Genomic DNA, 11,869 nt, shown 5'->3' on the forward strand with positions numbered 1-11,869 from the left:
ACGGTGGTTAAAATTTTATCTTAGCATAGTTTTTTTATATTTATACACTAAAATTTAATATATCTGGCTATATATTAAATTTTTCTACATAATTATGTAATTATTTAGTATAAATACAAATCAAAATTCATGAATTTATTAGAAAAATAAAAGATTGGATTTCTTAAACTATGCAATATTGAAAAAAAAACTTGCAATAACAAGGGAAATTTCTTCCTAATTTAAATAAATTTCAAAATATCATGAAGGAGCAATCGTGATTTGTTGCAAAAGGAAGAAAATAATTCTTGTATACTTTTACCTATATATGATATTATAAATATACATAAAATTTGATTTAAGCTATAAGTAATAATATAAAGTGGGGGGATTGCAATGGCAATTAGTAATTTAAAAAATAACAAAAAAGTTACTATAGTAGATACCACTCTTAGAGATGGGGAACAAACAGCAGGAGTAGTTTTTGCTAATGAAGAAAAAATAGTAATAGCAGAAATGTTAAGTGACTTAGGTGTTGATCAACTAGAAGTAGGAATTCCTACAATGGGTGGGGACGAAAAGAAGGCTATAAAAGAAATTGTAAAAAGAAATTTGAAACCTAGTATTATGGCATGGAATAGAGCTGTAGTCAGCGATATAGAACAATCAATAGATTGTGGAGTTGATGCAGTTGCCATATCAATATCAGTATCAGATATACACATTCAACATAAACTTAAAACATCTAGAGAATGGGTATTAGAAAGCATGGTTAAATCTGTAGAATTTGCAAAGAAAAATGGTCTTTATGTATCTGTTAACGGGGAAGATGCATCTAGAGCAGATAAGGACTTTTTAGTTGAATATATTAATGCAGCTAAACAAGCAGGTGCAGATAGATTTAGATATTGTGATACTGTAGGAATTATGGAGCCATTTAAAATTAGAGATGATATTAAATATATATATGATAAAACAGGCTTTGATATAGAAATGCATACACATGATGATTTTGGAATGGCAACAGCTAATGCTGTAGCAGGTATTAAAGGTGGAGCAACCCATGTTGGAGTAACTGTAAATGGCCTTGGGGAAAGAGCAGGTAATGCAGCATTAGAGGAAGTTATAATGGCATTAATGCTTGTATATGGATATAATGGTGAAGCAATAAATACGCAAATGTTTAGAGAAGTATCACAATATGTATCAAGAGCATCAGGAAGAGAACTTCCAATCTGGAAAGCTATTGTTGGAACAAATATGTTTGCACATGAATCAGGAATTCATGCAGATGGAGCAATAAAAGATCCTAAGAATTATGAAGCATTTGATCCAGATATAGTTGGTCTTGAAAGACAGATTGTTATAGGAAAGCATTCAGGACGAGCTTCAATAATAAATAAATTTAGAGAATATAATAGAGAACTTACAGATGATGAAGCAAAAGGAATACTTGAACTTGTAAGAGCTACAGCAGTTAGATTAAAGAGAACTTTATTCGATAAAGAAGTAGTTCAATTATATAAAGAGTATCATAGACGATTAGAAGAAAAAAATAAGCAATAGAAACAGGGGGAAGAAAAATTGGGAGATAATTTAGTTTATAAAATTTTAAAGAGTCATGTTGTTGAGGGAGAATTAAAGGCAGGGGAACCTATTGCATTAAAGATCGATCAGACTTTAACTCAAGATTCTACTGGAACTATGGCATATCTTCAATTAGAAGCTATGGGCATAGACAGAGTAAAGACTAAAAAGTCAGTAGCATTTATAGATCATAATATGCTACAACAGGGCTTTGAAAATGCAGATGATCATAAGTTTATTCAAACAGTTGCATCTAAATATGGAGTATATTTCTCTAAACCAGGTAATGGAATATGTCACCAAATATTTTTAGAAAGATTTTCAACTCCAGGAGATACATTGATAGGATCTGACAGCCATACACCAACAGCAGGTGGAGTTGGTATGCTTGCCATGGGTGCAGGTGGATTAGATGTTGCTCTTGCTATGGGAGGCGGAGCTTATAACATAAACACTCCTAAGGTTGTAAAAATTGAACTTACTGGAAAGTTAAACCGAATGGTAGCAGCAAAAGATGTTATCTTAGAAGTATTAAGAATATTAACCGTAAAAGGTGGAGTTGGTAAAGTTTTTGAATATGCTGGTGAAGGTGTTAAGACACTTTCAGTTCCAGAAAGAGCTACTATAACTAATATGGGAGCTGAACTTGGTGCTACTACTTCAATTTTTCCAAGTGATGAAAGAACATTAGAATTTTTCAAGGCACAAGGAAGAGAAAAAGACTTTATAGAATTTAAGCCAGATGCAGATGCTGTGTATGATGAAGTAATCACAATTAATTTAAGTGAATTAACTCCACTTACAGCTAAGCCACACAGCCCAGATAATGTTGCTAAAGTTAGTGAAGTAGGTAATATTAAAGTTGACCAAGTAGTTATAGGAAGTTGTACTAACTCTTCGTATGAAGACTTAATGAAGGTTGCTAAGATATTAAAAGGAAATAAAGTTCATCCAAACGTAAGCTTAGTAATTGGGCCTGGTTCAAGACAAGTTATGGAAATGATAGCTAGAAACGGTGCATTAGCTGATATAATCAGCTCAGGAGCAAGAATTCTTGAGAATGGCTGTGGACCATGTATTGGTATGGGGCAATCACCTGGAACTGATGCGATTTCACTTAGAACTGTAAATAGAAATTTCTATGGTAGAAGTGGAACATTATCAGCACAAATATATATAGTAAGTCCTGAAACAGCTGCGGTTTCAGCTATAAACGGGGTTTTAACTGATCCAACAGAAGTAGATGTAGATTTAACAATAGATATGCCTAAGGAATTCCTAATAGATGATTCCATGATTTTAGCACCAGCATCAACTAATGCTGAAGTTGAAGTTGTTAGAGGACCTAATATTAAGCCATTCCCAGTAAGTGTAGCCTTAGCTGAAGAATTAGATGGAAAAGTATTAATAAAAGTTGAAGACAATATTACAACTGATCACATTATGCCTTCAAATTCAAAGTTATTACCATTTAGATCAAATATACCGTATCTTGCAGAATACTGCTTTAATACAGTAGATACAGAATTTCCTGCAAGGGCTAAGGAATTTAATGGTGGATTTATAATTGCAGGAGGAAACTATGGCCAAGGTTCAAGTAGAGAACATGCTGCATTAGCACCTCTTTACTTAGGAGTTAAGGCAGTTATAGCTAAGTCATTTGCAAGAATTCATAAGGCTAACTTAATTAACAATGGAATAATTCCAATGGAATTTAAGAATGAAGCAGATTATGATGGTATTGATTTAATAGATGATTTAAAGATAGAAAATATTCAAAGTGCATTAAATTCAGGAATAGTTATAGTGAAGAATTTAACTAAAGGAATTGAATTTGAAGCAAAAGTTGATTTGACAGAAAAAGAAATTGCAGTTATTAAGTCTGGAGGAAGGCTTAATTATGTAAAAGCAAACAGCTAGTCAGAAAATAGCGGTACAGTATAGATTAAAAAGCTCAAGAATTTATTAAGATTAAATTCTTGAGTTTTCTTTTATAAAATTTAAGAGATAATAATAAATTGCTAAAGAAGAATGAACTGTTATATTAAACTAAGTATTAAAATAACTAATCCTTTATAAGTAATGTTAATCACTGTAAGATTATTTAGAATATATTATGTAAATATATTTATAGGTAGGTTATAATTAATTAATAAGAGGATTTTTATGTGATAATATAAAGCAGTTAGAAAGAGGTCGTTATTATGGAAGAAACTATAAGATTATCTGGGATAGCCTATGAAAGTTTGGTGAATGGACCAGGTATGAGAAGAGTATTTTTTGCTCAAGGATGCAAACATAATTGTAAGGGCTGCTTTAACCCGGATACTCATGATTTTACTGGTGGTGAAGAAAGATCAATCGATTCACTTATAAAGGATACATTAGAAAACCCAATATTAAGTGGAGTTACATTTAGTGGTGGGGATCCATGGGAACAGGCTGATAAATTCGCTATTATGGCAAAAGCTTTTAAAAAAGCAAAACTAAGTGTTTGGAGTTATACAGGGTATACTTATGAATATATTTTAGAAAATAAGGAAGTAAGGCTAGGCTGGAACGATTTATTGAATAATATTGATGTTTTAGTAGATGGGGAGTTTCAAGAGGAAAAGCATGAAGATGGACTTAAATTTAGGGGATCAAGTAATCAAAGAATAATAGATGTTCAAGAGAGTTTAAAAAAAGGAATTATAGTAATTAAAGAGTATTAATAATATTAGGTTTTTGATTATATATTTTAATTCGAGGAGGAAACATTATGATCTATTCTTTAGAAAATGCATGTATTAAAATTATAGCTAGTACACATGGGGGAGAAATACATTCAATAAAAAGCATCAATGAGGAAATTGAATATTTATGGAATGGAGATCCAGAGTATTGGAAATATCATGCACCAATATTATTTCCTATAGTAGGGAAGGTTATAGACTCAAAATATAGAGTTGATGGAAAGATATATGAATTACCACAACATGGACTAGCTAGGACATCAGAATTTAAATTAATTTCAAAAACAGAGGATGAAATAATTTTTGAATTAAATTATTCAGAGGAGTCGCTAAAGGTATATCCATATAAGTTTTCATTGAAATCAAAGTATAAGTTGGAAGATAATACTGTGAATGTTACCTATAGTGTTAAAAATACAGATGATAGAACAATATATTTTTCAATAGGTGCTCATCCAGCGTTTATATGCCCTATTGATAATACTAACGATACATTAGAAGATTGCTATCTTCAATTCAATGAAAGAGAATCAAGTAAGAAAATGATTATTACAAAGGATGGATATCTTTCTCATAAGAGGGATAAGTGTTTAAATTCTACGGATAAACTTATGTTATCAAAAGACTTATTTAAGGATGATGCATTAGTATTTGATGATTTAAAATCTGATAAAATAACAATAAGATCAAAGAATAATGATAGAGCATTAATTGTTGACTTTGAAGAATTTACTTATATGGGAATTTGGGCACCAAAAGATGGAGCACCATTTGTGTGCATAGAGCCTTGGTTTGGACATGCAGATTATGAAAACTTTGAAGGTGAACTTAGTGAAAAAGAAGGTATATTGTCATTGAAACCAGGAAAAGAATTTAGTTGTACTTACAAAATAACAGTTATATAAATTTATATTTAAGTCTTAAAATCTGACTTGAAATATAATTAAGTAAAAATAATTCACAGAAAGTATTAATAAAACCTATATATCTGTGGATTATTTTTATTTACATGTGGATAAATTAAAAAAAAATAAAATAGAAGTATGAAAAACGTTACAATTATTTACTTAAAATCAATAAAGAGTAATAAAATTAGCTCGATAAAATTACCATGAGATAAATAAATGGGAGAGATTTTCATGGTGGTTAAGATAAGTAATAAGGATATACACAGGTACACCTTCAAAAAGAGGGAAATATATTTAAAGTCAAAAAAAATTAAAAAAGAGAATATGTCTTTTGGAGAAGTACTCGGGGAGATACAAGTGCTTAAAGAAAAAAGCATTATAACTATAGAAAACGTTAATATATACATATCTAAAGCCATAATGAAAAATAAAAAGTAAGATAAAACATAATTGAAATATTTTTATCTTACTTTTTACTCTGTATTAATATTTTTAGTGTTAAACGCAAAAAATTTTATTAATAAAAATGTAATTGGAACGCCAATAATTGCTGCTAGTAAATATGCGAAAAGTTTTTGTATTCCAAAAGCACTACAGATAATTACAACAATATATTGAATTATGAAATTAGGCATGGATGATATTGTGAACTTAATGAACTTTCTAAGACTGAGAGTTTCTTTAAAGGTGATAAAGCTATTTAAAATATACGATATAATCAGTCCTGAAATATATCCAGGCAAAAAGGCTATGGTTGCATTTAAAAAGCTAGAATATATATATGAAAATACAGTTCCGTTAAATGTATTTATAATTCCGATTATAATAAATACGATAAATTGCTTTGAAATAAAAGTATCTTTAATTTTTTTTATAATATTATTCATGTATAAATACCTAACTATCCCTTTTATTAGTATTAATTAATTTATCAGCAATAATGAACCTAGGTCTTCTTTTAGTTTCATTATATATTTTGCCAATGTATTCACCTATAACTCCAAGTGATAAAAGCTGTATACCTCCAAGCATCCAAATTGATAAGGTTAGTGACGTCCAACCGGTCACTGTAGTGCCTAAAAATTTGACTATTAGAGAATAAATAGAAGCGATTCCGCTAATAAAAAATATTGTAAAACCGAGAAAAGTTATTATTCTTATTGGTTTTATGCTAAGAGAGGTTATTCCATCTAAGGCGAAAGCAATCATTTTCTTTAAGGGGTATTTAGATTCACCAGCAAACCGTTCATGGCGTTCATATTCAACAATTGAATATTTGTAACCTATTAAGGGAATCATTCCTCGAAGAAATAAATTAACTTCTTCATATTGACTTAATCCATCTAAAGCGCGCTTGCTCATAAGCCTGTAATCAGCATGATTATAAACCATATCAACACCAAGACCATTCATAAGCTTATAAAAAGCTAATGCAGTTGATCGTTTAAAGAAAGTATCAGTTTGTCTAGAGCATCGTACTCCATAAACAATATCACATCCACTATAATATTGTTCAACAAATTTATCTATAACATCTACATCATCTTGTAAGTCAGCATCTAATGAAATAGTCATATCTGCATATTCCTTAGCAGTCATAAGTCCCGCTAGTAAGGCGTTTTGATGTCCTCTATTTCTTGATAAGTTGATTCCTGAAAAGATAGTATTTTTTACATTGAGCTCCTCAATTATACTCCAGGTTTTATCTTTTGAACCATCGTTAACAAATAGAATTTTACTCTCATCAGAAATAAGGTTATTTGCAATCATATAATTTATTTTTTCTAGCAGCCTTTTGGAAGTCTCAGGTAAAACTTCTTCTTCATTATAGCAAGGAATTACAAGGTATAGTATATCATTCATAAAGTCGCCTCCAGTAGACATTATATAAAATTTCACATTACTATTATTAACATATTATCAAGAAATTTATAACTCGTATTTTATATTTTTTATGACTAATGAAGTGATATCTATCAAATTAATTTCTGTATCTATTGTATTAGTATTAGAACTTTTAATTATTTTTACAATTGGTCTCAAAGGAAAACCAGGTAAAGTCTCTTGAACCACAGCTATATCTCCATTACTTAATTCTACTAATGTGCCTTTAGAAAAAGGAATTACTATCTTGCAGAAGGTATTAACTATATCATAATCAAAGGCTTTTCCTGCGTTGGACATTAAATATTCTAGAACATCGCTTGGAAACAATGCTCTTTTATTTGGTCTGCCAGCAGATAAAGAATCATAGGCATCAGTAATGCTGACAATTTTACTTAACATGTTTATTTCATCGTTATGTAAGCCTTTAGGATATCCTAATCCATCTGGTCTTTCATGATGTTGTAAGGTTATCATCTTACTATGTGCGCTTAAATTATATGAGTCAGATAAATACTTATATCCTAAGGTTGGGTGTTGTTCTAGAATTGAAATTTCATCTGGAGTCAGATCTTCTTTCGTCATTAAAATTTCTTTAGAAATAAATGATTTACCTATATCATGAAGTAAAGCGCCTATACAAAGATTTTGTAATTGCCTTTTTGGAAGCTTTAAGGCAATACCAAGTACAAGAGACATTATAGCTACGTTAACAGAATGTGCGTAAATATAATTATCCATACTCCTAATATCTACTAGTGGAATCAATACATTTTTATTGCTTAAAATATTTTCAAGTAAGTTCTCTCCCATGTTTCCGATATTTTCAAAATACTCAGCTTCCTTTTTTGAGAATCTATCAGCAACGGTAAGTCTATTTATATTTGAAAAGGCTTCTTTTATTGTTAAAATTGCATTTTGTCTTAATTCAGGTTTAATAATATCTTCGATTTCTTCAGAACTATATTCATCAACTATATATATGGATAGAATGTTTATTTCTTTTATCTTAGAAATAATTCCCTGACTTAAAACTACACCGGCTTTTACTAAGACTCTACCATTATAATCATATAATGTCTTCCCCATAATTGTATTAGGCTTTACGCATTCAATTGGAACCAATCTCATAACTATCTTCTCCTCAAGTGTTTTGATTATATTACAATTTCCAACACAGTCTATAATTAAATACTAAATATAATAGTAGTATATCAATAAATTTTACATATTTGTAGTGGTACAAGAGAAAAATATATTATTATTTGTCTTGAAATGACACAATTATCAAGTAAATAGGGAAAAAAATAATTTAGAGAAGCTTAGAGGAATATTTAAAATTTTCTCACTATTGGGAGTGATAAATTTATTACTTAATACCTGAATTGTGTTATAATATTATAGAAAATAAAATATCACAAGGGGGCTTTTTTAATGTCAAGAGTTTATAATTTTTCAGCGGGACCAGCTGTGTTACCAGAGGAGGTTCTTAAGGAAGCAGCTGAAGAAATGTTAGATTACAACGGCACTGGTATGTCAGTTATGGAAATGAGTCATCGTTCCAAAGCTTTTGAGGGGATTATTACCGAGGCCGAAAAAACATTAAGAGAATTATTAAATATTCCAAGCAATTACAAGGTATTATTCCTTCAAGGTGGGGCATCACAACAATTTGCAATGATTCCAATGAATCTAATGAAAAATAAAGTTGCAGATTACATTAAAACAGGGCAATGGGCAAAGAAGGCAGCAGCTGAAGCAGCTATATATGGGAAAGTTAATATAATAGCATCTTCAGAGGACAAAACTTACACATATATACCAGATTTAAAGAATTTAAAAATTTCTGAGGATGCTGATTATGTGTATATATGTCATAACAATACAATCTATGGTACAAGCTATAAAGATTTGCCAGATGTAGGAGATAAGATTCTAGTAGCAGATATGTCATCTGATTTCTTATCTCAACCGGTGGATGTATCAAAATATGGACTGATTTTTGCAGGTGCTCAAAAGAATGTAGGACCAGCAGGGGTTGTCGTAGTAATAATTCGTGAAGATTTACTTACTGATGATGTACTACCAGGAACTCCTACAATGCTAAAGTATAAAACTCATGCTGATAATAAATCATTATATAATACACCACCAGCATATGGAATATATATATGCGGAAAAGTATTTAAATGGCTTAAGAATAAAGGCGGCTTAGAAGCAATGAAGAAGATAAATGAAGAAAAGGCTGCGATTCTTTATGATTTCCTTGATTCAAGCAGTATGTTCAATGGAACAGTTGTAAAGAAGGACCGTTCATTAATGAATGTACCTTTTGTAACTGGTTCAGATGAGTTAGATGCTAAGTTCGTAAAAGAAGCTAAAGAAGCAGGTTTTGAAAACTTAAAAGGCCATAGAACTGTTGGTGGAATGAGAGCAAGTATATATAATGCTATGCCAACAGAAGGTGTTAAAGCTTTAGTTGAATTTATGAAGAAATTTGAAGCAGAAAATAAATAGAAAATATTATATTTAAGATAATTAAAAGAACGTGTATTTTATTTTTTGATAAGATACATGTTCTTTATTTAAAATATAATTAACTCTATACCAATTTCATCTATAAGTAAATTATGATAGTATGTATTTTTAATTAATTCCTATATTTCCAATAAACATGAGTCTGATTAATCAATTATATAAGTTAATAGGGAGGTGTATTAGTAAACAACTATATTTAATTTCTTATTTATCTAATCAATATATGAAACATAAAAAAGAGAAGTAAAATAACTTTACCCCTCTTTTTACTCGTTATAATATAAAACAAGAATGACATTATAACAAGGATTCAAGTGTTTTAAATATCAATTAATTAGAACTCGCTAGTTCCTGGAGTTCTTGGGAATGGTAATACATCTCTGATATTTGTCATTCCAGTAATGTACATAATTAATCTTTCGAAACCTAAACCGAAACCAGCATGCTTAGTTTCTCCATATTTTCGAAGTTCTAGATACCACCAATAGTCTTCTTCTTTTAGACCTAATTCAGCCATTCTAGATTTTAATTTATCTAATCTTTCTTCTCTTTGGCTTCCACCTATGATTTCACCGATTCCTGGAACTAAAAGGTCAGTAGCAGCAACAGTTTTATTATCCTCATTCATTCTCATATAGAATGCTTTAATATCCTTAGGATAGTCTGTTACAAATAGAGGCTTTTTAAAGTGTTCCTCAGTAAGGTATCTTTCGTGCTCTGTTTGTAAATCAATTCCCCATGATACAGGATAATCAAATTCTTTTCCGCATTTTTGTAAAATTTCAACAGCTTCTGTATATGTAACCTTAGCAAAATCTGATGATACAACATGATTCAATCTTTCTAGTAATCCTTTATCGATAAATTGATTAAAGAACTGCATTTCTTCAGGACACTCATCCATAACATATTTAATAACATATTTAAGCATGTTTTCTGCAAGTTCCATATCATCTTCTAAATCTGCAAATGCTATTTCAGGTTCAATCATCCAGAATTCAGCTGCATGTCTTGTGGTATTTGAATTTTCAGCTCTGAATGTTGGACCAAATGTATATATATTTCTAAATGCTAAGGCAAAGCATTCAGCGTTTAATTGACCAGATACAGTAAGATTAGTTTCTTTGCCAAAGAAGTCTTTTTCAAAATCTACACTTCCATCTTTATTTAATTCTGGAGACTTAGGATCAAGAGTTGTTACTCTGAACATTTCTCCAGCACCTTCACAGTCACTACCAGTTATTATTGGTGTATGCGTATATACAAAATTTTGATCTTGAAAAAATTTATGAATTGCGTAAGCTGCAACAGAACGTACTCTGAAGGTTGCAGAAAAAGCATTACTTCTAGGTCTTAGGTGAGCAATAGTTCTTAAGTATTCAAAAGTGTGTCTTTTCTTTTGAAGAGGATAATCCGAATTTGACATACCTTCAATATTTATGATCTTTGCTTGAATTTCAAAAGGCTGTTTTGCATCTGGTGTTTCAACTAATGTACCGACAATTGAAATTGAAGAACTTATAGGTAATTTGGATATTTCTTTAAAATTATTTAATTTGTCATCAAAAACTATTTGAATATTTTTAAAGAAAGAACCATCGTTAACTTCTATGAAACCAAAAGCATTAGATGCTCTTAAAGTTCTTATCCAGCCTGATATAGTTATTTCTTTTGATAAAAAGTTATCTGTATTTCTATAAAGGCTTCTGATTGAAATTGATTTTGTCATATTATATGACCTCCATTTTTTATAATTAATCTTGAGGTTAGAAATACAAATTATAATTTAATGAAGATAAAATTCATTAGATTATAAAATTATAATTATTTTAAACCTGCTACCCTTAATGATAAATAGATTTTACAATACTTTCTTGGTGAATGCAACTTGAGGATGTCCATAAATATAGAGTTATTTATATTTAGATAATAAAAAGAATATTTTCAGTTAAGTTTGAATTTAAATCAGTAAAGAAAAAATAGAAAGTAAGTTTATACAAGATAGATAAAGTAAGCTACTTTTAACTTATTTTTTGCAATATCTAAGCATAAATTATACTTTCTATGTAAGGCAGATTCAAATAAATAACAAGTCCATTTGCTAGCCTATTTTCCATCATAAAGGAAGCTCTACTCGCATACGCTCCTTGAGTACTCACAGAGTAAGTGACCATCATCAAATCATAGATTGCACTGTGTGAAAGTTCGAGACACCAAATGCAAGATTTGGACTCTCAC

The 11,869-nt window shown here is 30.0% G+C and carries 10 protein-coding genes; 6 read left to right on the forward strand and 4 right to left on the reverse strand.

Going from position 1 to position 11,869, the window contains the following annotated elements:
- Positions 1–375: 375 nt before the first annotated feature.
- The 5 genes from nifV (at position 376) to CLOBL_RS20100 (ending at position 5,647) form a co-directional block, all read left to right on the forward strand.
- Entirely contained in the window at positions 376–1,545 is a 1,170-nt protein-coding gene (gene nifV / locus CLOBL_RS20080) for a homocitrate synthase (protein WP_009167731.1), read from the forward strand.
- Between the two features lie 18 nt (positions 1,546–1,563).
- Positions 1,564–3,486 carry an aconitate hydratase gene (locus CLOBL_RS20085; RefSeq protein ID WP_077860649.1) on the forward strand — a complete coding sequence of 641 codons (1,923 nt, stop codon included), beginning with the start codon at positions 1,564–1,566 and terminating at the stop codon, positions 3,484–3,486.
- Positions 3,487–3,770: 284 nt separating this feature from the next.
- A complete protein-coding gene (gene nrdG / locus CLOBL_RS20090; protein ID WP_077860650.1) occupies positions 3,771–4,280 on the forward strand; it encodes an anaerobic ribonucleoside-triphosphate reductase activating protein in 510 nt (169 codons plus the stop codon).
- 47 nt (positions 4,281–4,327) lie between these two features.
- Positions 4,328–5,206 (forward strand): aldose 1-epimerase family protein, encoded by an 879-nt coding sequence (locus tag CLOBL_RS20095; protein ID WP_077860651.1) that lies wholly within the window; start codon positions 4,328–4,330, stop codon positions 5,204–5,206.
- A gap of 234 nt (positions 5,207–5,440) precedes the next feature.
- Positions 5,441–5,647, forward strand: coding sequence for a hypothetical protein (locus tag CLOBL_RS20100; protein ID WP_077860652.1), 207 nt, complete (start codon positions 5,441–5,443; stop codon positions 5,645–5,647).
- A gap of 35 nt (positions 5,648–5,682) precedes the next feature.
- Here CLOBL_RS20100 and CLOBL_RS20105 read toward each other — a convergent pair whose 3' ends face one another.
- The 3 genes from CLOBL_RS20105 to CLOBL_RS20115 all read right to left on the reverse strand — a co-directional run bounded on the left by CLOBL_RS20105 (position 5,683) and on the right by CLOBL_RS20115 (position 8,224).
- On the reverse strand, positions 5,683–6,096 hold the full coding sequence (locus CLOBL_RS20105) for a GtrA family protein (protein WP_077860653.1): 414 nt from the start codon (positions 6,094–6,096) through the stop codon (positions 5,683–5,685).
- A 10-nt stretch (positions 6,097–6,106) separates the two neighbouring features.
- Complete coding sequence (locus CLOBL_RS20110; protein ID WP_077860654.1) at positions 6,107–7,072, reverse strand: glycosyltransferase family 2 protein; 966 nt, start codon at positions 7,070–7,072, stop codon at positions 6,107–6,109.
- Between the two features lie 66 nt (positions 7,073–7,138).
- Positions 7,139–8,224: an HD-GYP domain-containing protein gene (locus CLOBL_RS20115; RefSeq protein ID WP_077860655.1), complete on the reverse strand. Its 1,086-nt coding sequence runs from the start codon at positions 8,222–8,224 to the stop codon at positions 7,139–7,141.
- Positions 8,225–8,527: 303 nt separating this feature from the next.
- Between CLOBL_RS20115 and serC the strand changes: the two genes are divergently transcribed.
- Complete coding sequence (serC, locus tag CLOBL_RS20120) at positions 8,528–9,610, forward strand: 3-phosphoserine/phosphohydroxythreonine transaminase (RefSeq protein ID WP_077860656.1); 1,083 nt, start codon at positions 8,528–8,530, stop codon at positions 9,608–9,610.
- A 355-nt stretch (positions 9,611–9,965) separates the two neighbouring features.
- Here the strand turns inward: serC and asnS are convergent, their stop codons facing one another.
- The gene (gene asnS, locus CLOBL_RS20125) at positions 9,966–11,360 is read right to left on the reverse strand and encodes an asparagine--tRNA ligase (RefSeq protein WP_077860657.1); all 1,395 of its coding nucleotides are present in this window, start codon (positions 11,358–11,360) and stop codon (positions 9,966–9,968) included.
- Between the last annotated feature and the right edge of the window lie 509 nt (positions 11,361–11,869).

This window comes from Clostridium sp. BL-8 (genome assembly GCF_002006495.1).
Classification (GTDB): Bacteria; Bacillota; Clostridia; order Clostridiales; family Clostridiaceae; genus Clostridium.